Below are 20155 nucleotides of genomic sequence, written 5' to 3'. Positions count from 1 at the left end.
CTCTCACTTTTCCGTCGTCGGTATCGCATAGAGGACAGTCTCATCCTGCGTCTGGATGAAGAGCTCCGTCCCTTCCGGCAATTCGATGTTCTTCCCCTTGACGAACGCACCGCCGATGATGCCGATCGGTCCTAAGAGCAACATGCCCGCAACACTCGCGCCGGCAGCCATGGCGTAGCTCTTCATCTCCTGCTTCGATTCCTCGCCGACGAACGTCTTTACCTCAGTGCCGTCCATCGCCTTCGTCGTATGGAAGTCTACGTCAATCTGCGCATCGCGGCCGAAGTTGCGCGCCTGCGTGACCTTTTTCACTGTGCCCACGCCCGGCTGCCCTTTGGCGAATACGAGCATGCCGCCCTGCACGACATCCTCCGCGACCTTGTAGCGGATGGTATCGCCCGCCTTGAGGTTCTTCGCGTTGACCTCCTGCGTCAAGGCGATCTTGATCACGGTGTTCTTCGGCACAGTCACCTGCTCAAGCGGCACGCTATAGCCGCCGAAAGCCGCCGTTCCGAGATCCTGGATGCGCTTCTTGTAAGTGCCTGCGCTCGTCTTTCCTGCGACCGCCATCTCCATCTCCGTCACGCGCTTATCCACCGCCTTGGGGCTGACCTCGTGCATGAGCCCCCATTCGACGGCATTGAGCTGCGTCAAGAGGCCGGGTCCTGTCGTGTTGTCGTAGATGTCATCGTAGACGATGTTGACACGGTCGAGCATGGAGCCTTTGTTGTGTTTTCCAAGATAGTCCTTCTCCAAATGATTGATGCGGTCGAGGAACGCGCCCGTCTGCTCCGCGCCCCATGTCTCCGTCTCAACGGCGGCGAGTTTTCCCTGCACCGTCTCCTCTGCGGCGCTCGCCATGCCGACCTGCGTCACAAAAAGCGCGGCGCAAAGAGCCGTGCTCATGATTTTTTTCAAGAACATAGAAGTTCCTCCTTTATAACAAACATGGATTTCCATACGAAATAGAATTTCTCTTATGCCTTATTCTGCAAACAGCGGGGAAATCCTCCCTTAAAAGTCCACTAAACTCGGATAAGCGCGTATCCCTCCGCCGAAAGACGATCGATATCTCCCCTTGCATTTTCCCACCCACTATGCTATCGTAGGGGAGCGAAGATGATATCCTTAGGGAATCGTACTTCGCTGTATTTACCGTGCAGGTGCGAGCGACGCCCGCACGCTTTATGTCCTGCCACAAATGAATACCGCAGCGGTAAACATCTGCTTAGATCCCTCGGGACTGAGACAGCAAGGTTTCGCACAAGATTACAGCGCACATGGTACATAGCCGTAACTGTTTTGCATGTATTTTGGCCTTTCTGTCTTTTGGCAGGAAGGCTTTTTTGATGGGAGGAATCCATTTGCAAAACATCGGCCGCTTCATCGTCAAGAACATGGTCTGGCTCGTCGTCCTCGTCGGCGCGGCGGGTGCGGTCTTTCCCGCGTCGCTCTCTTGGATTGCGCCGCAGGTGCCGCTTCTCCTAGGGATCGTCATGTTCGGCATGGGCATGACGATCGAGTTCAAAGACTTTCGCCATCTGGTGCACCACCCGTGGGATGTGGGCATCGGCGTACTCGCGCAGTTTACCATCATGCCGCTCGTCGCTTATCTCCTTACCCAAGCGTTTTCCCTGCCGCCCGCTCTTGCCGTCGGCGTGATTCTCGTCGGCACCTGCCCGGGAGGCACGGCGTCAAACGTCATCACCTACCTTGCCAAAGGCGACGTAGCCCTGTCGGTCACCATGACTATGGCGACGACGCTTCTCGCCCCCTTCGTCACACCGTTTCTGACGCTCCTCTTAGCGGGTGAGGAAATCGCTGTCAATGCTCCCGCGATGATGCTCTCCATCGCCGAAATGGTGCTCCTGCCCGTCCTCTTAGGCGCGGCACTCAACCATTTCTTCCGCCGTCGTGTCGCATACGCGCTGATGGTTCTGCCGCTCATCTCCGCTCTGCTCGTCGCCCTCTTGGTCGGTGTCGTCGTCTCCATGAGCGCACCGCGCCTCGCCGAAGTCGGGACGCTCGTCGCCCTCGCCGTCGTCCTGCACAACGGATTCGGCCTCGCACTCGGCTACGCACTCGCCGGGCTGCTTGGACTCTCTGCACCGAAACGACGCGCCATCGGCATCGAAGTCGGCATGCAGAACTCCGGCATGGCGGCATCGCTCGCGCTCCTCTACTTCAATCCCGCCGCCGCGATTCCCGCGGCGCTCTTCAGCGTCTGGCACAACATTTCCGGCTCGCTTGCAGCGAACTGGTTCACGCGCCATGATGCAAACGAAAGCAAGATTTCCGCCGATGTTTCCCTCTGACAAGCCACAGGAGGCAATCTGATGAAAATCCTGACCACACCGAAAGAACTCCAATCCTATGCGCAAAGCGTCAAGAACGCAAAGGAAACAATCGCCCTCGTACCAACGATGGGAGCGCTCCACGCAGGCCACCTCTCACTCGTCGAAGCGGCGCGAAAGAGTACCGACCGCGTCATCGTTTCCATCTTTGTCAACCCCGTGCAGTTCGGTCCGAACGAGGACTTCGCCGCCTACCCGCGCACCTTTGAAGCCGATGTGGAGAAGCTCGACGCTGCGGGCGTCGACGCCGTCTTTCACCCCGCCCCCGAGGCGATGTACCCCGCAGGCTATGCGACCTATGTCGAGGTCACGGGCACGCTCACGGAAAAACTTTGCGGTGCAAAGCGTCCCGGGCACTTTCGCGGCGTGGCGACCGTCGTCTTGAAGCTCCTCTTGCTCTCGCACGCAGACCGAGCTTTCTTCGGACAAAAGGATGCGCAGCAGGTCGCCGTCCTGCGCCGCATGGCCGCCGACCTCGGCGTCACGGCCGAGATCGTCATGGCGCCCATCGTGCGCGAAGCATCGGGCCTTGCGCTCAGCTCGCGCAACACCTACCTCTCGCCCGATGAACGCACCGCCGCTCTCGTCCTCTCGCGAAGTCTGCGAGAAGCACGCGATGTCTACGAAACAGGCGAAAAGCGTACGAAAGTACTCAAGGAGATCACGGCCGTTGAGCTTTCCAAAGAACCCTTGGCAAAGATCGACTATGTAGAGCTTTACTCCTTTCCGGAACTGGAAGAAATCGAGCGAATCCATGCACCCGCGCTCCTCGCCGTCGCCGTATACATCGGCAAGACGCGTCTCATCGACAATATCATCTTGGGGGAAGAAACATGCTGCTGAACTTGATGAAATCCAAAATCCATTGTGCGACCGTCACGGAAGCAAATCTCGCCTACATGGGCAGCATCACCATCGATGAAGCGCTCATGGAGGCAGCGCACATCCTGCCGCACGAACGCGTGCAAGTCGTCAACAACAACAACGGCGCACGCCTCGAAACGTATGTGATCAAGGGCGCACGCGGCTCCGGCGTCGTATGCCTGAACGGAGCTGCCGCACGCTGCGTGCAGCCCGGCGATATCGTCATCATCATGTCATACGCCATGATGACCGAAGAAGAAGCGCGCGCCCACACTCCCATCGTCGTCATGCTCGACGAAAGAAATCAGCAGAGAGAAGTGCGCGGCGCAGAGGAGCACGGCACGATCGCATAGCGAATGACAGCTGCATGCCGCACCTTCTGAGCACAAAACTCCCTGCGAGGACAAATTCTTCCATCGCAGGGAGTTTTTCTCTTTCAAAGCCTTTACAAATCAAGGTAAGTTATGATACCATAAAATTCGTTATTTTATATACTATTGTCCTTTGTCAATGGAGGGAATTTTATGGAAAATCTAATACCTCTTCTCAATTCCATCGATTCGGTGCTTTGGGGACCGCCTCTCATCACCCTGCTCGTGGGGACGGGCATCTTTCTGACCGTACGCCTGCGTCTCCTGCAGGTCGTGCACCTGCCGCTCGCACTGTCCTTGATCTTCCGCGCAAGAAATCGCGGCGAGGGCGACGTGTCGAGCTTCAAGGCTCTGTGCGTCGCGCTCGCCGCTACCGTCGGCACGGGCAACATCGTCGGCGTCGCGACGGCGGTCAAGGCGGGCGGCCCGGGCGCGATCTTCTGGATGTGGATGGCGGCCTTCTTCGGCATGGCGACGAAGTATGCCGAAGGACTGCTCGCCATCAAGTACCGCACGACGGACAGCCACGGCGACATCGCGGGCGGCCCGATGTTCTACATCGAAAAGGGGCTCGGGCGCGCGTGGCGTCCCATGGCGATCTTCTTCGCGTGCGCCTGCGTGCTCGTCGCCTTCTTCGGCATCGGCACCTTCCCGCAGGTCAACGCCATCGTCGACAGTGTCGAGATCTCGTTCGGCGTGCCGCGCTGGGCGACGGACTTCGCCATCACGGCGCTCATCGCCGCCATCACGCTCGGCGGCCTCAAGAGCATCGCGCGCGTCGCCGCCGCCATCGTTCCCTTCATGGCGCTTTCCTACATCGCGCTTTCCCTCATCCTCATCGTCATGAACATCGACGCGCTGCCGCACGCCGTCGCCCTCATCCTGCAGAGCGCTTTCACGGGCGAGGCGGCCGTCGGCGGCTTCGCTGGCTCGACCATCATGATGGCAATGCAGAACGGCATCGCGCGCGGCGTCTTCTCGAACGAATCGGGGCTCGGCTCCGCGCCCATTGCGTCGGCCGCATCGAAGACGAAGCGTCCGGCAGAGCAAGGCCTGATCTCCATGACGGGCACCTTCATCGACACGATCATCATCTGCACGATGACGGGGCTTGCCCTCGTCCTGACGGGCGTCTGGTCGGGGGATACAGCGGGCGCCGCCATGACGAGCGCCGCCTTCTCGGCAAACTACGGCACAATCGGCAGCCACCTTCTGACGATCGCCCTCGTGCTCTTCGCATTCACGACGATCCTCGGCTGGAACTACTACGGCGAACGCGCAATTATCTACCTCTTCGAGCGCAAGGGCGTGCTGCCCTATCGCCTGATCTTCATCGCGCTCGTCGCCTCGGGCGCATTCTTGAAGCTCGAAGCGATCTGGATCCTCGCCGACATCGTGAACGGCCTCATGGCGATTCCGAACCTCATCGCACTCCTCCTGCTCTCAGGCGTCATCGTGCGTGAAACGAAGCTCTACATGGAATACGTCAAGCGCCATTCGAGAATCAAGCACTCGTAAAAATCGAGAATCGAAAAGGGGCTGTGAAGAGTCGACTTCGACTCCTCGCAGCCCCTTTTTCCCTATTCACTCCCTCGGCATGGCGAGGCGCAGTGCTTCCGCGAGTGTCGCCGCGCCGAAGAGGTCGATGCCTTTTATGCTCTTGAGGCGTTCGGCATTCTTCTGCGGCAGGACGGCGGCGCGAAAGCCGAGCTTGGCGGCTTCCTTCAAGCGCACGTCGGCCTGGCTGACGGCACGGATCTCGCCCGACAGGCCAACTTCGCCGAAGACGATCGCCTTCGGACGCACGAGGCGGTTGGCGAACGACGACGCCATGGCAACACACAGGCCAAGGTCTGCGGCAGGCTCGTCGATCTTGATGCCGCCCGCGACCTTGACGTAGACGTCACATGCGCCGATAGGGAGCTTGACGCGCTTTTCAAGGACGGCCAAGAGAAGCTGGATGCGCTTGACGTCGACCGAGTCCGCCGTGCGCCTCGGCGGCATGTAAGGCGTCTCGGCGACAAGCGACTGGATCTCGACGAGAAGGGGCCGCGTTCCCTCGACCGTCGGCACGACGACCGTGCCGCTGTCCGGCTCGCGGTCGGACAAAAAGAGCTTCGAAGCGTCGGGCACGTCGGCAAGCCCCGTGTCGCGCATCTCAAAGAGACCAAGCTCGTTCGTGCTGCCGAAGCGGTTCTTGACGGCGCGCAGGATGCGAAACTGCGCATTGCGCTCGCCTTCGAAATAGAGCACGGTGTCGACGATGTGCTCAAGGACGCGCGGCCCCGCGAGCGTGCCGTCCTTCGTGACATGACCGACGACAAAGGCGGCGATGCCATGCGTCTTCGCGAGGCGCAGAAGCTCGACGCTGCACTCGCGCACCTGGCTGACGCTGCCCGGCGCACTCGTCACATCGGGGCGGAATATCGTCTGGATGGAGTCAATGACAAGAAGTTCCGGCTTGACCGTCTCGATATGTACCGTGATGCGCTCAAGGTTCGTCTCGCTGACGACGAAGAGATCGTCGGCAATCGCACCGAGGCGGTCGGCCCTCATGCGCACCTGGCGCGTGCTCTCCTCGCCCGTCACATAGAGCACGCGCTTTCCTCCCCGTGCGATCTCAGCCGCCACGCGAAGTGTGAGGCTCGACTTGCCAACGCCCGGATCGCCGACGATCAAGACCATCGAGCCGGGAATCACGCCCCCGCCCAAGACGCGGTCAAGCTCTCCCGATCCCGTCAAAAAGCGCGGCATGTCCTCGACTGCCACATCGCCGACAGCGACGGGACGCGCGCCGTCGGAAAGCCCGAGGCGCAGACCTCCCTCAGCCGATTCGGGCGCGATCGTCTCCTCGACGAGCGTGTTCCACGCGCCGCAGCCCGGGCACTTTCCCACCCACTTGGACGTATCGTAGCCGCACGCCTGACAGACGAACGCCGTCTTTTTCTTCTTCGCCAAATTCATTCCGCCTTTCCGCGCTTCATCAGCGAGCGCCGCAGAAAGCGCAGCAGCGAACGGACGAGCCAGAGCGGCGCCCACGCCGCATTGACGAGCATGTTCCAGGCAGAAGCTGCTCCGCCCGGCGCAAGCTTATTGCGCTGCGCCCGCACGAAGCGCCTTCTCCTTCTTCGCCTTCGCCGCGTCCTTCGGCTGCTTCCGGACGAAATCAAGCCGGTCGCCGACCTTCTTGACGTAGATCGTATCGCCGCGTCCAAAATCGCCCTTCAAGAGCCTTTCGGCGATCTCGTCCTCGACGAGCTTCCGTATCGCACGCTTCAGCGGACGTGCCCCGTACTTGAAATCCGTGCCGCTTTCGACGAGCTTCGACTTCGCCGCGGGGCTGACCTCAAGCGCCATGCCTTTTTCCGACAGACGAGCCTCGACTTCGCGCAGCATGATGTCGACGATCTTCGTCAGTTCTTCCTTGCCGAGCGGACGGAAGACGAGCATCTCGTCGACGCGGTTCAAAAACTCGGGCCGAAAGACGCGCTTGACCTCCTCAAAGACGCGCGATTTTCCCTTTTCGTAAGCGTCGCCGAGCGTCTGCACCCCCGCGGTGAAGCCGAGCGACGTCGACTGCTTGAGATAGTCGGCGCCCGCGTTCGAAGTCATGATGATGACCGTGTTCTTGCAGTCGACCGTGCGCCCCTGCGCATCCGTCAGCCGCCCGTCGTCCAAGACCTGCAGCAGCACGTTGAAGAGGTCGGGGTGCGCCTTCTCCACCTCGTCGAGCAGAATGATCGAATACGGGTGGCGGCGCACGGCCTCCGTCAGCTGGCCGCCCTCCTCATAGCCCACATAGCCCGGAGGGGCGCCGACAAGTTTCGACACCGTATGCTTTTCCATGTACTCGGACATGTCGAAGCGCACGATGGCTTCCTCCGTGCCGAAGAGCGATTCCGCCAAGGCGCGCGCGAGCTCCGTCTTGCCGACGCCCGTCGAGCCGAGGAAGAGGAACGAGCCGATGGGGCGCTTCGGGTCTTTAAGTCCCGCGCGTGCGCGGCGCACGGCCTTGGCGACCGCCGTCACGGCCTCCTCCTGTCCCACGACGTGCGCCGTCAGAATCTGCTCAAGATGAAGCAGGCGCTCCGACTCCTTCGCGGCGATGTCCTTCACGGGGATGCCCGTCCAAAGCCCGACGGCATCGGCGATGTCGTCCGCTGTGACCGTGACCTCCTTCATCTCGCGTTCCTGCCAGCGTTCCTTGGCGGCGACAAGATCCTCTTTGAGCGCACTCTCCTCATCGCGCAGAGCCGCCGCACGCTCGTAATCCTGCAGCTTGATCGCTGTGTCCTTCTCGATGCCGAGCTTCTTCAGACGCTCTTCCAGACGCTTGATGGACGTCGGCAGGACGACGGTCTTCATGCGCGACTTCGACGCCGCCTCGTCCATGAGGTCGATCGCCTTGTCGGGCAGACAGCGGTCGGGAATGTAGCGATGCGACAGGCGCACCGCCGCCTTCAAGGCCTCGTCCCGGATCTTCGCGTGGTGAAACGCCTCGTACTTCGGGCGCAGTCCGTGGAGGATCTTCTCCGCCTCCTCCGTCGTCGGCTCCTCGACGAGGATGCTTTGGAAGCGCCGCTCCAGCGCCGAATCCTTCTCGAAATACTTCTTGTACTCCTTCAGCGTCGTCGCACCGATGATCTGCACCTCGCCACGAGAAAGGGGCGGCTTCAAGATGTTCGCGGCATCGAGCGAGCCTTCCGCTGCGCCCGCCCCGATGAGCGTGTGCATCTCGTCAATGAAGAGGATCACATTGCCACTCTTCATGACCTCGTCGATGATGCCCTTCAAGCGTTCCTCAAACTCGCCGCGGTACTTCGCGCCCGCCACGAGTCCTGCCATCGGCAGGGACACGATGCGCTTTTGCTGCAGGAGGCGCGGCACAGCGCCCGTGGCGATGCGTGCGGCAAGTCCTTCCGCGACTGCCGTCTTGCCGACGCCCGGCTCGCCAATGAGGATAGGATTGTTCTTCGTGCGCCGCGACAAAATCTGCACGATGCGCTCGATCTCCTTCTCCCTGCCGATGACGGGGTCGAGCTTGCCCTCCCGCGCCATCCGATTGATATCCCTGCCGTACTTGTCGAGGAGCGGCGTGCCCGCAGCGGCCTCTCCCTGCGCGGGCGCGGCGCGGCGGCGGCGATCGGGCGCGGGAAGCTCGGCGCTCTCGTGCGTGCCGCCGAGCATGTCGATGACCGTCGCACGCACGATGTCGAGATCGGCGCCGAGCGAGATCAGGACGTGCGCTGCGACGCCTTCATTCTCGCGGATAAGCCCGAGGAGAATGTGCTCCGTGCCGATGTAATTGTGCCCGAAGGAGCGCGCCTCTTCGACGGCAAGCTCCATCACGCGCTTGGCGCGATCCGTGTAGTACGATGCGCGCCGCTCCTCCATCTCGCGTCCGCCGAGCATATCTTCGACGCGCGTGCGCACATGACCGAAATCGAGTCCCAAAGAGCGCAACGCGCGCGCTGCAATGCCCTCCCCCTCGTGCAGAAGCCCGAGGAGGATGTGCTCCGTACCGATGAAGTTCTGCTCCAATTCCTGCGCTTCGTACTGAGCGAATTCCAGCACCTTGAGCGCACGACCCGTAAAGCGGTTCGTCATAAAAATTCCACCTTTATGTCAAAGGAAGCGCCGATCGATAGAGCGATTCGGAAAGAAGCCCTCGCCGTGCCCCCATGTATCCGCCGTAAAGTGCAGCGGAAAGTTTCCCGCAACTCATGCCGCAGTTTCCAAAATTCGGCGGACGACTTCCGCCCTCTTCCTGTCTATTTCATTCTTCGACATGTTCTCGTTTCCTGCCAGAGCGCAAAGATAATTTGCCCGGCTTGCAATCAAAATGTCGCCGAAGACGCTCGACGCCAGACCCTCGATGAAGCCGAGGTCGACGCCGAGGCGCACGCGGCTCAAGATGGCGAGCGTCTCGGCATCGCCCAGGGCGCGCGCGTAGTGCAGCACGCCGTAGGCGCGCCAAACCTCGTCCTCGATGCGATCCTTTTCATAGAGCAGCAGAGCCTTCCTCGCGCGGCGTTCCTGCTCTACAATTTCGCCGACCGAGATGCGCAGATTGTCGCAAAGCTCGCGCTCCGTCAGCCCCAATGACAATTTGTTCGCGACGGCGAACAAATTGCCCGCAGACTCCGCTCCCTCACCGTACATGGCGCTCATGGAAAGCCCTATCTGCGGCGATATGTTGAGGATGTTGCCGATGTTCTCCGTGTAGACGAGCCCCGGCAGATGGAGCATGACCGACGCGCGAAGCCCCGTGCCGAGATCCGTCGGACAGCTCGTCAGATAGCCGAGCTTCTCGTCGAAGGCGAAGTCGAGCTTCGCCTCAAAGACGTCGTCAACGCGCGACGCCCTGTCGTACGGCGACTTGAGGTCGAATCCCGCCGCCATCGCCTGGATGCGCAGATGGTTCTCCCCGTTGACCAGGATGCTCATGGAGCGGTCGTTGCTGATATAGGCGCTGCGATGGGCAGGATTCTTGAGCAGCTGGCGGCTGACGAGATGCTTCTCCCAAAGTACGTTCTGCTCAAGCGCCGTGCTCTTCGCGAGTTCGATGCGGTCGAACGGCTCTTCGAGCGCCTCCTCCACGTCGCCGAGCACGGCGGCAATGCGTTCTTCCGTCTCAGCGAGCCGGACGAGATCCGCGCGGTTGGGGAAGGGAACTTCGTGCAGATTTCGCGAGAGGCAGACGCGGCTCGCCAAGACGACGTCGCTGTCCGTGCCATCCGCTGCGAGCCATGCGAGATGAGAGCCTGTGAAGAGTTCCTGCTTCGCCATCACGCCTCGCCCCCTTCATCTTCTTTCCTGTCCTCTGCCGAGGAAGGCGCTGAAGCGTATTCCTGCGCCTTTTCCCTTTCCTGCGCGGCAAGCTGCACGGCGAGCGCACGGATCTCGTCGCGATACTCGGCCGCCCTCTCGTACTCCTCCTTCGCCACGGCACGCTCCTGCCGCGCGCGAAGGAGATCGATGCGCTGTTTGAGCGCAAGCGTGCCGCCCGCCCGCTTCGGTATCTTGCCGCGATGATTCCCCGCGCCGTGGATGCGCAGCAGGAGCGGCGTCAGTTCCTCGCGGAACGTATCGTAGCAGACGCTGCAGCCAATCTTTCCCTGCTGGGCGAAGTCGCGATAGCTCATACCGCAGTTCGGGCATGTGAAGGACGCTTCCTCTTCCGTCGGCTTTTCCTCCTGCTCGCTCTCTTGCTCTTCTGCGTTCGCCGACGGATCTGGCATGCGCTGGATCACGCCCCGTATAAAATCGTTGATCGAATAGTCCTCGCCGCTCATGCCCGCCATCGTCTTGCTGTAACGCGCCGCGCAATCGCGGCAGAGATGCATCTCCGTCGTGCCGTCGTTCTTCAGCACGACGAAATGCACGCGCGCCTCATTCTTCTTGCAGTCATCACAAAGCATCCGTTTCCCCCCTCACGAGAATTTTTCCAAAGTCAGAAGCAAGGATCGGATGAACTTCAGGCGATCCTTCGGCTCGAGCTTCTCGTACGCCGTCGTCACCGACTGCATGACGAGCGCCGCCTCACGCGTCGAAATCATGCCGTGCTGCGCGAGATAGCGCACCATCGACTGCACGAGTTCCGGCTCCGACTCCTCCGTCAATTTTTCGAGCATGTCCTGATAGACAAGATTCTGCAGCGGCACCTGCACGATGCGAATGAAGCCGCCCAAACCGCGCCGCGACTCGACCGTAAAGCCCTTCTCCTGCGTGAAGCGCGTGTTGAGCACATACGAAATCTGCGACGGCGCACACGAGATCTTATCGGCGATCTCCGTTCGCCGAAGCTCCACCTTGCCATCCTGCTGCGCCGCCAACTGCCGCAGGATATATTCCTCAATCAAATCAGCGATATTGCTGCTCATAGTATCACCCTGCCTCAATACGGATAGAAAGAACTGCCGCCCCGCCCGCACTGCCGAGAAAAACTGCCAGATATGCACAGCGACAGACGGTATTTGAGGAAGCACTGATAAATTCAGCCCCCCATCTTCGCACATCTGGGCAACCTCATTTTATCAGCGATTCCTTGACAATTTGATTTTTCTTCATTATATTTGTCTTTTTGACCTTTGTCAATGAGAAATCAAGTAAACAGAATTGCCCTACGGTTTCCAATCCCTTCAACTCCACAAAAAAACATGCTATAATAGTATATGACTAGGTATGTTTGTTTATCTTTGATTTTTTCGCCAACAAGATGGAATATCCAAAAATCTATCCGTGAAAGAGTGCTTTCCCGTGCATGTTATATTTTACGAAACAGAAAACGGAACTGCCCCTGCAAAAGATTTCATCTTCTCACTCGACCCAAAGCTCAAAGCCAAGGTCTTATATGTCATTGACAAACTGGAATCACGCGGTTCCAATCTGCGACTGCCAGATTCAAAAGAACTATCTGACGGAATCTTTGAATTACGAGCCATATCCGGCAACAATATCGCCCGTGTCTTATATTTCTTCATCGTAGGAAATACAGCTGTTTTAACAAACGGTTTCATCAAAAAGACCCGCAAGACACCGCCGAATCAAATTCTGCTCGCAAAAAAATACCGCGACGACTACAAAAGGAGGAATCCCGTATGATAACTTGGCAGGAAGTTCGTAAAGAACTATTGAGCGACCCCGAAGTGCAGCACGAATACGATATTTTGAAACAGAACGAGGAGGCAAAACAACGGAGGCTTAACCGTGTTGAAAAAACTCACAGCAAACCTTCTTCCGCGCCATCACACTCTTCTCAGCCAACTTACGCTTGATGAAGCTTAGATTCTCAGTACATATATCGGGAAAACCTAACTCCATCCAATAAAAACAAGGGCAGCCCGGCAAAGCCGAAATGACTTCGCCGGGCTGCCCCTTCTTCACGTCTTATGCGAACGAATTGCGAGCGCCAAATGCCGCTCTGCCGTCAAATCTCGATCTTGCCTGCGTTCGCGAGCGTTTCGCGCGCCTCCTTGACGATTCCTTCGATGATCGCCTTGACCGGCTCGATCTTCTTCAGAGGCAGGAGACTCTGTCCTGCCTGCATCATGCCGTTCTCAACATCGCCGTCGACGGCGGCGAGCTTGTTCGTGCCCGTCGCGCGCTCGATGAGCTCTTCCTTCGTCGCCTTGCCCGAGAACTCAAGCGCGACGAAATCCTGCGAGAACTTGTTCTTGATGCCGCGCACCGCGCCGCCGATCGAAAGTCCCGTGACGATCGTATCCGTATCGACTGCTTCGAGGAGCTTCTCCTTCATCTTCGGATGCACATTGCACTCCTCGGCAACGAGGAAGCGCGTGCCCATCTGCACGCCTGCCGCACCCATCAGAAGGGCCGCCGCCAGGCCGCGCCCGTCGGCGATGCCGCCCGCCATGACGACGGGAATCCCGACTTCGGGGATGACCTGCGTCATCAGAGCCATCGTCGTCAGAACGCCGATATGGCCGCCCGCCTCCATGCCCTCGACGACGATGGCATCGGCGCCCGCCGCCTCGATGCGCTTCGCGAGCTTCACGTTCGGCACGACGGGGACGGTCTTGACCCCTGCACTCTTGAACTTTTCCAGGAATGGCACGGGATTGCCCGCACCGAGCGTCACAAAAGCCGGCTTCTCGCGGCAGATGACCTCGACGATCTCATCCTTGTTCGGTGCCATGAGCATGACATTGACGCCAAAGGGCTTGTCGGTCAGCTCACGCGTCTTCTTGATCTCCTGCTCCACCCACTCAGTCGAGCGTCCGCCCGCCGCAATGACGCCGGCGCCGCCCGCATTCGATACCGCCGCGACAAGTTCTGCGTCCGCAATCCAGGCCATCGCGCCCTGAATGATCGGGTACTTGATTCCTAAGACTTCCGTGATGCTCTTTGCCATAATCGTTTCCTCCATTCAATATAGGGAGCTCTGATAAAGAGCTTCCGTTTCCCCTTGCTATTATATGTGGATTTCCCGCATGCGTCAAACAAAAAAGCCTCCCCGAAGGGAGGCACAGGTTCAAATGGAGCTGATGATAGGGCTTGAACCTACGACCTGCTCATTACGAATGAGCTGCTCTACCAACTGAGCTACATCAGCATGTCGACACACAAAACCTGCGTGACTGACGAAGTTCATTATACGGCTTCGTGCATAAATTGTCAATACCCTTTTCGATATTTTTTCAGCAGCACCACTATGGCTTAAATACTCCAACCATGCTATACTTTCCTCGTTGCCGCTCCCAAACTGGCGACAGAGAGGGGGGCTACATGTAACGTCGGATGTATTTTTGATGAGCGTCATTGCTGGTGTCGTATCTTGTGCGATATGGTACGGCATCCAGAAATGGTTGGAACACTAGCGGCAACGTGTTTCAGCCTGAAAGGCAAGCCCCCGCGTGTGCGTCCGCAGGGGCTTGTTGCTACATATGCAGCAGATGTACCTTTGATTGCTCTCAGTATAGCACCCTTCTCGCCCACTGTCAAATCGTCTCCGCCCATCAGCAGCCTTCTTGACGAATCCTCATCGCCATAGTACGATTACAATAACAAAGATTGCAAATCATCATCAAGTAAAGGAGAGATTCGATGAACTACGAAGCCGCTGCCGAATTTTGGGTTGAAAAGGACAAGGATGCCGTCAAGATGCCGCCAGACGAACTGCGAAAGGAGCTTGACACCTTCCTCAAGGACGAGAAGGTCTGCACGCTTGCCGTCGCCGACGGCGATTTCGTCCGCTGCACGCCGCTGACGTACACTTACCGCGAGGGCAGATTCTACATTTTCTCCGAGGGCGGCTTGAAGTTTCGCGCACTCGCCAAGAACAAGAACGTCGCCTTGGAAGTCCATGCCGAATATCACGGGCCGGGCAGCGCCAAGAGCGTGCAGGTGACGGGCGAAGCCCTCGTCATCGGAGCAGATGACGAGAGCTTCGTCGCCCGCGCGGACGCCGCGGGCATGAACGGCGCAAGCCTAAAAAAGATGGGACTCATCCTCATCGTCGTCACCGCGCGAAAACTCGAATACCTGAACTCCGAACTGCGCAAACGCGGCTATTGCCCGCGCCAATGCCTGGACCTGTCCGACGCATCTCTCGCTTGAGGAAGCACAAATCCATCCGACATGAAAGAGATGATGCCTACATGAGCAGTACAAAGCAAAAACTGTCCTTCGCCTCCGACTACATGGAGGGCGCACATCCCGAGATCCTACGCCGCCTTTTAGAGACGAACATGGAGCAGACGGCAGGCTACGGGCTTGACGCCTATTCCGAATCCGCCCGCAAAAAAATTCGCGCCGCCTGCCAAGCGGACGACGCTGAAATCTTCTTCCTCATCGGCGGCACGCAGGCAAATGCCGTCGTCATCGACGCGCTGCTCCGCTCCTATCAAGGCGTCATCGCGGCCGAAACAGGACACATCAGCGTGCACGAGGCGGGCGCGATCGAGTTCGGCGGACACAAGGTGCTGACGCTCGCGCACCAGGCAGGGAAGATCACGGCGGCGCAGATCGAAAGCGCACTCACCGCTTACCGCGAGGATGCGAATCGCGAGCACATGGTCATGCCCGGCATGGTCTACCTCTCGCAGCCAACGGAGTACGGCGCGCTCTACTCCCTCGCAGAGCTTGAAGCCATCAGCGCCGTCTGCCGTGCAGGCGGCATACCGCTCTACCTCGACGGCGCACGCCTCGCCTACGCGCTCGCCTGCCCGGCAAACGACGTGACACTCGCCGACATTGCACGCCTTGCAGATGTCTTCTACATCGGCGGTACGAAATGCGGCGCACTCTTCGGCGAGGCCGTCGTCTTTCCGAAGAGGAACACCGTGCCGCACTTCTTCAGCATCGTCAAGCAGCACGGCGCCCTGCTCGCCAAGAGCCGCATCGCGGGGCTGCAGTTCGATACGCTCTTCACGAGCCATCTCTACGAAAAGGGCGGCGAAACAGCGCTCCTCGCCGCCGACCGCATCCGCAGCGCACTCAGGGAAAAGGACTATTCGCTCGCCTATGATGCGCCGACGAACCAGATCTTCCTCGTGCTCGACGAGGCGCAGAAAGCGCGACTCTCCAAACAGGTCGAGATGGGATTCTGGGAAAACCTCGCCGACGGCAAGACCGTCATGCGCATCGCCACGAGCTGGGCGACGCAGGATGAAGATGTCGATCGTCTCATCGCGCTGCTTTGAAAAGCATACGTCCGAAAGTTCAAGTGACAGGCGCGTGGATTGAAATATCCCGTTCGGATGCCGGTATGTCCATCCCGTCTGTCATGCCCCACGTTTCTCAGTGGAGCCTGCAAAAGGCAAAGACAGCCGTACCCATGGTAAGGGCGGGGCATCCGCCCCTACCATGGGTATACTTTTTTCATCCCTGCCCCATCGCATCAAGCAGCCACTGCCGCAGTACGAGGACGTGATTTTCTACGGCATTTTTGTTGGCGTAGACGAGCGTCACGGGAGATTCCTGCAGCCAGTCCCGGCACTTCGCGGCGAAGGCGGCGGCTTCGGGGCTTTTTTTCAATTCTTCGAGGTATGCCTTTCCGAAGAGATCAAAGTTCATCTCGCCGCTGTGGTAGAGCTTACGCAGTTCGGGTGACGGCGTGACTTCCTTCGCCCACTCGCTCAAGGCGGCACGCTCCTTCTTCATGCCGCGCGGCCACAGGCGATCGACAAGGATGCGTCTGCCGTCCGTCGGCGCAGGCTCTTCGTATATGCGCTTCATCTGCAGTTCGTATGCCATCGTGAAGACTCCCTTCCTTTGTAAAACTTCAAGTTCACCCTCTTATTCTAGCACGAACGCAGGATTTTTCCAGAGACAGATGCTAGGGAATCCGCCTCACTCGCGAAGAAAGTCCCTGTGTTATGCCTTGCTATCTCCTGCTGTTTCCGCTAGAATAAAAGTGTCATTCATCAAATCTTCCCAAGGAAAAGGAGACAATCCGATGGAAAAAATGCTGGAAAACGTGTTTCACTTGAAGGAAAACCGCACGACGGTGCAGACGGAGCTTCTGGCGGGGCTTACGACGTTCATGACGATGGCGTACATCCTCGCCGTGAACCCGCTGATCTTGAGCGCTGCGGGCATGGATGCGGGCGCGGTGTTCACGGCGACGGCGCTCGCTTCGGGCATCTCGTGCGTCCTCATGGCGTCGTTCGCCAATCTGCCGTTCGCACTGTCTTCCGCGATGGGACTCAACGCCTTCTTCGCCTACACGGTCGTCGGGCAGATGGGCTACTCGTGGCAGCTCGCATTGACGGCTGTGCTCGTCGAGGGTCTGATCTTCATCGCACTCTCCGTGACGAATGTGCGTGAGGCTCTCTTCAATGCGATTCCGCTGACCTTGAAGAGCGCCGTCACCGTCGGCATCGGCTTTTTCATCACATTCATCGGCCTGCAGAACGCACACGTCGTCGTCGCAGGGCCGAAGCTCGTCGCGCTCTTCTCGTTTCCCAAGGCGATGGCAGAAGGAACGTTCCATTCCGAGGGAATCACCGTCCTCCTCGCGCTCTTCGGCATCCTCTTGACCGCCGTGCTCGTCATAAAGAACCTCAAGGGGCACATCCTCATCGGCATCTTCGCCACTTGGGGGCTGGGCATCGTCCTGGAACTTCTCGGCGTCTACATCCCCGATCCTGCACGCGGCTACTTCAGCCTCATGCCTACGGGCATCGTCGCGCCGCCCGTATCGCTCGCGCCGACCTTCCTGCAATTTGACTTCCATGCGATCCTCTCGCTTGATTTCATCGTCGTCATCTTCGCCTTCCTCTTCGTCGACCTCTTCGATACGCTCGGCACGCTGATCGGCTGCGCCTCGCGCGCCGACATGCTCGACGAGAAAGGGCGTCTGCCGCGCGTCAAGGGAGCGCTCCTCGCCGACGCCTGCGGCACGTCGCTCGGCGCATGTCTGGGCACATCGACGATCTCGACCTACGTCGAGTCCTCGGCGGGCATCGTCGAAGGTGGGCGCACGGGGCTGACGGCCGTGACGACGGCGATCTTCTTCCTCGTCGCGCTCTTCTTCTCGCCGCTCTTCCTCGCCGTGCCGGGCTTCGCGACGGCGCCGGCGCTCGTCATCGTCGGCTTCCTCATGATGCAGCAGGTCGCGAAGATTCCCTGGTCGGACATCACTGAGGCGATCCCCTCTTTCATCTGCATCGCCGTCATGCCGTTCGCCTATTCCATCGCCGAGGGCATCGCATTCGGCATCATTTCCTACACGCTGCTGCACGTCGCCTCAGGCAAGTTCCGCAATGTGACATGGCTCATGTATGTCCTGACCGTGCTCTTCATCTTGAAATACGCTTGGCTCTGACGAACGCGGCAATCCTTGTCTCAGCAATATGCTTATAGTATAATATAGGCAAGAGGTGACACACCCGTGAGAAATACGAAACGCACCTACAAGGATTCGCTTTTCCGTGATATCTTCAATAATGCAGAGCGCTTGCCGGAAATCTATGAGGCTCTTCTCGACCACAAGACAACACCGGATGACATAACACTCGCCACAATCGATGAAACCCTCTTCACCGGGGTCAAGAACGACATCGGTTTCATCGTCGGCAACCAACATGTGCTCCTTGTCGAACATCAAAGTACCATCAATGCCAATATGCCTCTACGCCTGCTGATGTACCTTGTGGAAATTTACCGTCGCTATGTAGACAAGGATGCCATCTACAAAAAAGAATTGATTCCTCTCCCAGCGCCGAAATTCTATGTATTTTATAACGGGCTTGCGGAAATGCCTGATATCTGGGCATTGCATCTATCCGACGCTTTCGGGGGACACGATAGCGATTTGGAGCTTGAAGTCAAGGTTTTCAACATCAACGACAAGCCGAATCGTCCGATTTTAGAAAAATGTCATGCGCTCAAAAGCTACAGTGTCTTTGTCGCCAAAGTACGAGAATGTATCAAGAATGGCAGTTCGCTCGAAATTGCCGTAGGCAATGCTGTACAATACTGCGTTGCACATGATTATCTCGGAGAATATTTTCGGCAAAAGCAGGCAAAGGAGGTCTTCGATATGCTCAATTTTGTCTGGAATCAAGAACGAGCCTTAGAAGTTCGCGCCGAGGAAGCAATGGAAAAGGGCCTGCGTTTGGGCAGACAGGAAGGCTTGTCCCAAGGCTTGTCCCAAGGTGTGCTGGAAACAACGACCGCTTCTATTCGCAATGTGATGAAAAGCATGGACTTCCCTATAGAAAAAGCGATGGATATCTTGCAAATTCCTGAGGAAGAACGCGCAAAATATACAGCTCTGGTTCTCGGAAAGCACTAAAAAAGGAACTGCTGCGTGAGTCAAATTCGACTCACGCAGCAGTTCCTTTTTTCCCATATTCATTCATACCTTCCGGCAAAGACCTTCTCGGCAGGCCCCGTCATGTAGACATGATGGTTCTCCGCCCACTCGATCTGCAGCCTGCCGCCGTCGAGCTGTACCTCGGCTTCTCTCTTCGTGCGTCCCGTGAGCGCGGCGGCGACAAGCGTCGCGCATGAGCCTGTGCCGCACGCGAGCGTCACGGCAGCGCCGCGTTCCCAGACACGCATGCGGATGTGGGAAGCGTCCTTGATTTCCGCAAACTCCACGTTTGTCTTCTTGGGGAACTTCTCGTGCCGCTCAAGGAGAGGCCCGAACTTTTCCATCGGCACATCTTGTGCATCCTCGACGAAAATCACGCAGTGCGGGTTGCCCATGGAAACGCAGGTCATGGAAAACGTCTCGCCCTCCGCCTCGATCGGCTGCTCAATGACGCGTGATGCGCCAAAGCCCAGGACAGGAATGCGCTCGCCTTCAAGGATCGGCTCGCCCATATCGACGCGCACGCCCGTGAGCCTGCTGCCCGCAAGCTGCAGGCGCGGCACGAGGATGCCCGCGCCCGTCTCGACCGTGAATTCCGCCTCGCCGCTCAGCCCTTCCGCATGGACGACGCCCGCGAAGCAGCGGATGCCGTTGCCGCACATCTCCGCCTCCGTGCCGTCCGCATTGAAGATGCGCATGCGAAAGTCCGCCTGCTGCGACGGCAGCACGAGAATCAGCCCGTCCGCGCCGATGCCGTAGTGACGGTCACAGACCCTTCGCGAGAGCGCCGCAAGGTCATCCGGGAGCTGCTCCCGAAAGCCGTTCACAAGGACGAAATCGTTGCCGCAGCCCTGCCATTTCGTAAAGGAAAACGCCATATTCTTACCCCCAGGAATGTTTTGCGAGGAAAGACCAGAAGGACGCGCCGAAAACTCGCTCCTTTTGGCGGCTTTCCTCCAGCACGCGCGCATCTGCCGCCATGCAGTTTTCCTTCATTGTAGCGAAGAACGAGCGCTTTGCCAAGCCTTTTTTGCCCGTCATGCCCTTGTGCAGCAACAACGGAGCGCCTTTTCCCAAAACATTCATAACGATTCTCCTTTGCACATACCCCTATTGGTATTTTTATTATACACATAGGGGTATGTGTTGTCAAGGAAGAAGATCTTCGCCTCTTCATAGCGCCAACAAGCAGGCGGATGGCCTAGCGCATACGAAAATCCACTCCTCGCCTGTAACTATGTATACATAATACCTTAGCAAAACCGTATACTTTTTCTGCCATT

Annotated in this window: 21 protein-coding genes and 1 tRNA gene; 10 read left to right on the top strand and 12 right to left on the bottom strand. The window is 58.4% G+C overall.

All coding sequences use genetic code 11. The features are described 5' to 3' along the window. Positions 1 to 3: 3 nt before the first annotated feature. Positions 4 to 924 (bottom strand): hypothetical protein, encoded by a 921-nt coding sequence (locus tag SELSP_RS01925; RefSeq protein ID WP_006193656.1) that lies wholly within the window; start codon positions 922 to 924, stop codon positions 4 to 6. A gap of 425 nt (positions 925 to 1349) precedes the next feature. Between SELSP_RS01925 and SELSP_RS01920 the strand changes: the two genes are divergently transcribed. From SELSP_RS01920 to SELSP_RS01905, 4 genes are all read left to right on the top strand, one after another. Beyond that, positions 1350 to 2315 carry a bile acid:sodium symporter family protein gene (locus SELSP_RS01920; protein ID WP_006193657.1) on the top strand — a complete coding sequence of 322 codons (966 nt, stop codon included), beginning with the start codon at positions 1350 to 1352 and terminating at the stop codon, positions 2313 to 2315. Between the two features lie 21 nt (positions 2316 to 2336). After that, the gene (panC, locus tag SELSP_RS01915; RefSeq protein ID WP_006193658.1) at positions 2337 to 3197 is read left to right on the top strand and encodes a pantoate--beta-alanine ligase; all 861 of its coding nucleotides are present in this window, start codon (positions 2337 to 2339) and stop codon (positions 3195 to 3197) included. Beyond that, a complete protein-coding gene (gene panD, locus SELSP_RS01910) occupies positions 3188 to 3571 on the top strand; it encodes an aspartate 1-decarboxylase (protein WP_006193660.1) in 384 nt (127 codons plus the stop codon). The genes panC and panD overlap by 10 nt, the downstream gene beginning before the upstream one ends. Before the next feature lie 171 nt (positions 3572 to 3742). Continuing rightward, complete coding sequence (locus tag SELSP_RS01905; RefSeq protein WP_006193661.1) at positions 3743 to 5107, top strand: alanine/glycine:cation symporter family protein; 1365 nt, start codon at positions 3743 to 3745, stop codon at positions 5105 to 5107. A gap of 66 nt (positions 5108 to 5173) precedes the next feature. On the opposite strand, the gene radA is transcribed toward SELSP_RS01905, so the two are convergent. The 6 genes from radA to SELSP_RS01880 form a co-directional block, all read right to left on the bottom strand. Then, a complete protein-coding gene (gene radA / locus SELSP_RS01900) occupies positions 5174 to 6547 on the bottom strand; it encodes a DNA repair protein RadA (RefSeq protein ID WP_013740564.1) in 1374 nt (457 codons plus the stop codon). Between the two features lie 2 nt (positions 6548 to 6549). Beyond that, positions 6550 to 6699, bottom strand: a complete 150-nt coding sequence (locus tag SELSP_RS12240) for a hypothetical protein (protein WP_013740563.1) — start codon at positions 6697 to 6699, stop codon at positions 6550 to 6552. Further along, the gene (locus tag SELSP_RS01895) at positions 6680 to 9196 is read right to left on the bottom strand and encodes an ATP-dependent Clp protease ATP-binding subunit (protein WP_006193664.1); all 2517 of its coding nucleotides are present in this window, start codon (positions 9194 to 9196) and stop codon (positions 6680 to 6682) included. The genes SELSP_RS12240 and SELSP_RS01895 overlap by 20 nt, the downstream gene beginning before the upstream one ends. Positions 9197 to 9310: 114 nt before the next feature. Continuing rightward, entirely contained in the window at positions 9311 to 10378 is a 1068-nt protein-coding gene (locus tag SELSP_RS01890; RefSeq protein ID WP_006193665.1) for an ATP--guanido phosphotransferase, read from the bottom strand. Further along, entirely contained in the window at positions 10378 to 11010 is a 633-nt protein-coding gene (locus SELSP_RS01885) for a UvrB/UvrC motif-containing protein (RefSeq protein ID WP_006193666.1), read from the bottom strand. The genes SELSP_RS01890 and SELSP_RS01885 overlap by 1 nt, the downstream gene beginning before the upstream one ends. A 12-nt stretch (positions 11011 to 11022) precedes the next feature. After that, the gene (locus SELSP_RS01880; RefSeq protein WP_037367854.1) at positions 11023 to 11472 is read right to left on the bottom strand and encodes a CtsR family transcriptional regulator; all 450 of its coding nucleotides are present in this window, start codon (positions 11470 to 11472) and stop codon (positions 11023 to 11025) included. Between the two features lie 358 nt (positions 11473 to 11830). Here SELSP_RS01880 and SELSP_RS01875 point away from each other — a divergent pair, with 358 nt between their 5' ends. Both SELSP_RS01875 and SELSP_RS12155 read left to right on the top strand, forming a co-directional pair. After that, positions 11831 to 12193 (top strand): type II toxin-antitoxin system RelE/ParE family toxin, encoded by a 363-nt coding sequence (locus tag SELSP_RS01875; protein WP_006193671.1) that lies wholly within the window; start codon positions 11831 to 11833, stop codon positions 12191 to 12193. Continuing rightward, positions 12190 to 12366 (top strand): hypothetical protein, encoded by a 177-nt coding sequence (locus tag SELSP_RS12155; protein ID WP_155813700.1) that lies wholly within the window; start codon positions 12190 to 12192, stop codon positions 12364 to 12366. The genes SELSP_RS01875 and SELSP_RS12155 overlap by 4 nt, the downstream gene beginning before the upstream one ends. A gap of 152 nt (positions 12367 to 12518) precedes the next feature. Here SELSP_RS12155 and SELSP_RS01870 read toward each other — a convergent pair whose 3' ends face one another. Both SELSP_RS01870 and SELSP_RS01865 read right to left on the bottom strand, forming a co-directional pair. After that, entirely contained in the window at positions 12519 to 13463 is a 945-nt protein-coding gene (locus tag SELSP_RS01870) for a nitronate monooxygenase (protein ID WP_013740561.1), read from the bottom strand. Between the two features lie 125 nt (positions 13464 to 13588). After that, positions 13589 to 13664: transfer RNA gene (locus SELSP_RS01865), tRNA-Thr, on the bottom strand. A 491-nt stretch (positions 13665 to 14155) separates the two neighbouring features. On the opposite strand from SELSP_RS01865, the gene SELSP_RS01860 reads away from it, so the two are divergent. Further along, the gene (locus SELSP_RS01860; RefSeq protein WP_006193675.1) at positions 14156 to 14668 is read left to right on the top strand and encodes a pyridoxamine 5'-phosphate oxidase family protein; all 513 of its coding nucleotides are present in this window, start codon (positions 14156 to 14158) and stop codon (positions 14666 to 14668) included. 41 nt (positions 14669 to 14709) lie between these two features. Further along, positions 14710 to 15753 (top strand): threonine aldolase family protein, encoded by a 1044-nt coding sequence (locus SELSP_RS01855; RefSeq protein WP_006193676.1) that lies wholly within the window; start codon positions 14710 to 14712, stop codon positions 15751 to 15753. A gap of 178 nt (positions 15754 to 15931) precedes the next feature. Here SELSP_RS01855 and SELSP_RS01850 read toward each other — a convergent pair whose 3' ends face one another. Continuing rightward, positions 15932 to 16306 carry a DUF488 domain-containing protein gene (locus SELSP_RS01850; RefSeq protein ID WP_006193677.1) on the bottom strand — a complete coding sequence of 125 codons (375 nt, stop codon included), beginning with the start codon at positions 16304 to 16306 and terminating at the stop codon, positions 15932 to 15934. Positions 16307 to 16508: 202 nt separating this feature from the next. On the opposite strand from SELSP_RS01850, the gene SELSP_RS01845 reads away from it, so the two are divergent. After that, positions 16509 to 17879 (top strand): NCS2 family permease, encoded by a 1371-nt coding sequence (locus tag SELSP_RS01845; RefSeq protein ID WP_006193678.1) that lies wholly within the window; start codon positions 16509 to 16511, stop codon positions 17877 to 17879. Positions 17880 to 17945: 66 nt separating this feature from the next. Beyond that, positions 17946 to 18851: an Rpn family recombination-promoting nuclease/putative transposase gene (locus SELSP_RS01840; RefSeq protein ID WP_006193679.1), complete on the top strand. Its 906-nt coding sequence runs from the start codon at positions 17946 to 17948 to the stop codon at positions 18849 to 18851. 59 nt (positions 18852 to 18910) lie between these two features. On the opposite strand, the gene dapF is transcribed toward SELSP_RS01840, so the two are convergent. After that, on the bottom strand, positions 18911 to 19750 hold the full coding sequence (gene dapF, locus SELSP_RS01835; RefSeq protein WP_006193680.1) for a diaminopimelate epimerase: 840 nt from the start codon (positions 19748 to 19750) through the stop codon (positions 18911 to 18913). Positions 19751 to 19754: 4 nt separating this feature from the next. Continuing rightward, the gene (locus SELSP_RS01830; RefSeq protein ID WP_006193681.1) at positions 19755 to 19958 is read right to left on the bottom strand and encodes a hypothetical protein; all 204 of its coding nucleotides are present in this window, start codon (positions 19956 to 19958) and stop codon (positions 19755 to 19757) included. Positions 19959 to 20155 lie beyond the last annotated feature (197 nt).

The sequence above is a fragment of the Selenomonas sputigena ATCC 35185 genome (assembly GCF_000208405.1).
Classification (GTDB): domain Bacteria; phylum Bacillota; class Negativicutes; order Selenomonadales; family Selenomonadaceae; genus Selenomonas; species Selenomonas sputigena.
This window is presented reverse-complemented; position numbering and strand designations above follow the sequence as displayed.

Coding starts and splice junctions, on each gene's coding strand:
- SELSP_RS01925 (WP_006193656.1), bottom strand. CDS start 924: ATGTTCTTGAAAAAAATCATGAGCACGGCTCTTTGCGCCGCGCTTTTT.
- SELSP_RS01920 (WP_006193657.1), top strand. CDS start 1,350: ATGGGAGGAATCCATTTGCAAAACATCGGCCGCTTCATCGTCAAGAAC.
- panC (WP_006193658.1), top strand. CDS start 2,337: ATGAAAATCCTGACCACACCGAAAGAACTCCAATCCTATGCGCAAAGC.
- panD (WP_006193660.1), top strand. CDS start 3,188: ATGCTGCTGAACTTGATGAAATCCAAAATCCATTGTGCGACCGTCACG.
- SELSP_RS01905 (WP_006193661.1), top strand. CDS start 3,743: ATGGAAAATCTAATACCTCTTCTCAATTCCATCGATTCGGTGCTTTGG.
- SELSP_RS01895 (WP_006193664.1), bottom strand. CDS start 9,196: ATGACGAACCGCTTTACGGGTCGTGCGCTCAAGGTGCTGGAATTCGCT.
- SELSP_RS01890 (WP_006193665.1), bottom strand. CDS start 10,378: ATGGCGAAGCAGGAACTCTTCACAGGCTCTCATCTCGCATGGCTCGCA.
- SELSP_RS01885 (WP_006193666.1), bottom strand. CDS start 11,010: ATGCTTTGTGATGACTGCAAGAAGAATGAGGCGCGCGTGCATTTCGTC.
- SELSP_RS01880 (WP_037367854.1), bottom strand. CDS start 11,472: ATGAGCAGCAATATCGCTGATTTGATTGAGGAATATATCCTGCGGCAG.
- SELSP_RS12155 (WP_155813700.1), top strand. CDS start 12,190: ATGATAACTTGGCAGGAAGTTCGTAAAGAACTATTGAGCGACCCCGAA.
- SELSP_RS01870 (WP_013740561.1), bottom strand. CDS start 13,463: ATGGCAAAGAGCATCACGGAAGTCTTAGGAATCAAGTACCCGATCATT.
- SELSP_RS01860 (WP_006193675.1), top strand. CDS start 14,156: ATGAACTACGAAGCCGCTGCCGAATTTTGGGTTGAAAAGGACAAGGAT.
- SELSP_RS01855 (WP_006193676.1), top strand. CDS start 14,710: ATGAGCAGTACAAAGCAAAAACTGTCCTTCGCCTCCGACTACATGGAG.
- SELSP_RS01850 (WP_006193677.1), bottom strand. CDS start 16,306: ATGGCATACGAACTGCAGATGAAGCGCATATACGAAGAGCCTGCGCCG.
- SELSP_RS01845 (WP_006193678.1), top strand. CDS start 16,509: ATGGAAAAAATGCTGGAAAACGTGTTTCACTTGAAGGAAAACCGCACG.
- dapF (WP_006193680.1), bottom strand. CDS start 19,750: ATGGCGTTTTCCTTTACGAAATGGCAGGGCTGCGGCAACGATTTCGTC.
- SELSP_RS01830 (WP_006193681.1), bottom strand. CDS start 19,958: ATGAATGTTTTGGGAAAAGGCGCTCCGTTGTTGCTGCACAAGGGCATG.